The sequence below is a fragment of the Polynucleobacter sp. 35-46-11 genome, assembly GCF_002281105.1.
The window spans coordinates 1-1,173 of the sequence record NZ_NCFJ01000677.1; the positions used below are offsets into that span (position 1 = coordinate 1).

The following is a 1,173-nucleotide window of genomic DNA, read 5'->3' on the forward strand; positions in this document are numbered from 1 at the left end:
ACTCGATATTCGATTTTGGCGGCTTTGACTGAGCGTAGGCAGTATCAATACTGGAACCAGTGGCAGCACCAATCGCAACGGCACTAACAGCAGAGGTTTTTAGGAAATTACGGCGTGATTGTTGTTTCATATCAGATCCCTGTTTGTTTCACTAATTTATATCAGATCTCTAAATCAAAAAACCGCTAGCAGCTAGTTGGAGTATTAATTGGTAGACCGGGGCGGAATGGGGCAGAACCCATGGTGCTCAACTGCAGCAAAACTACTTTTACTTACCTTGCAGGGAGCAAGTCTGCCGATCCAATATATTCTTTAAATTGCTTGCACCAAATCAGCATACTACTTACATCTTCTGGATTTTCTGTTTTTAAAAGATAGAATGCGGCGCCATTGGGTTTTTTGATCCGACCAACTTCAATTTGTTGAGAACTAAACTCATCATTGTCTTTAATGGCGGGCCTGCTGCTGATATAGATATGATAGTCTGGCCCAGGGCTTGATCTAAAGTCCGCGCTTGATTGTAAAAATAATTGATTGCCTACCTTGACTAAGGACCATTCACCAGAGGAGTTGTGTATCAAGTCCTGCCCTTTTGCATTTTTGTCAATTTGTCCTCGCTTTAAGATGACGCCTTCAATCTTTTGATGCTCTTCCGTGCGAGCCCTCAGATCCTGAACGTGACCACGGATTGCATCGAGGATCTGCGCGCTTGCAGTTGGAATGAGTCCAACAAATAGAAAGCCGAGGAGTAATTTTTTCATATTGCCGGCATTACAAAATTGGCCGCATATCTAGATGTGAGCGTACTTAGTCTTTAGGTCCATATTGCATCTCACCATGACCAAACGACCAATTTTCTTTATTGACTTCTACTAAGTTAATAACAATATCTTCTGGTCGAATGTTAAGTTTCTCTACCACCCCATCACAGATGGCCTTATAGAATTTTTTCTTCAGCTCGGTGGTGCGGCCCTCATTCAGGGTTACCTGAATGAAAATAATGCCCTGCGAATATTCAATACCAAGATAGCTTTTAGGAACTACTAGTTCATTTGCATCATGTCTTGTAATGACCTGAAACTTATCGTCAGCAGGTACATTAATATGTTTCAGCATCACCTCGTAAACAATATCCCCAATTTTCGGGGCCACCCCCTCGGGATATTGCTTGCC

General features: G+C 42.5%; 3 protein-coding genes. All 3 read right to left on the reverse strand.

What is annotated here, in order from left to right; translation table 11 throughout:
* The coding region (locus B7Y67_RS19580; RefSeq protein WP_367227315.1) for a twin-arginine translocation signal domain-containing protein at nucleotides 1-130 on the reverse strand (130 nt) is incomplete at its 3' end.
* Nucleotides 131-272: 142 nt separating this feature from the next.
* Complete coding sequence (locus B7Y67_RS18705; protein ID WP_293599919.1) at nucleotides 273-761, reverse strand: DM13 domain-containing protein; 489 nt, start codon at nucleotides 759-761, stop codon at nucleotides 273-275.
* A gap of 46 nt (nucleotides 762-807) precedes the next feature.
* Nucleotides 808-1,152: a tautomerase family protein gene (locus B7Y67_RS18710; protein WP_293599920.1), complete on the reverse strand. Its 345-nt coding sequence runs from the start codon at nucleotides 1,150-1,152 to the stop codon at nucleotides 808-810.
* Nucleotides 1,153-1,173 lie beyond the last annotated feature (21 nt).

Bases quoted from the DNA above. Each gene is read 5' to 3' on its own strand.
- B7Y67_RS18705 (WP_293599919.1), bottom strand. From the start codon at position 761: ATGAAAAAATTACTCCTCGGCTTTCTATTTGTTGGACTCATTCCAACT.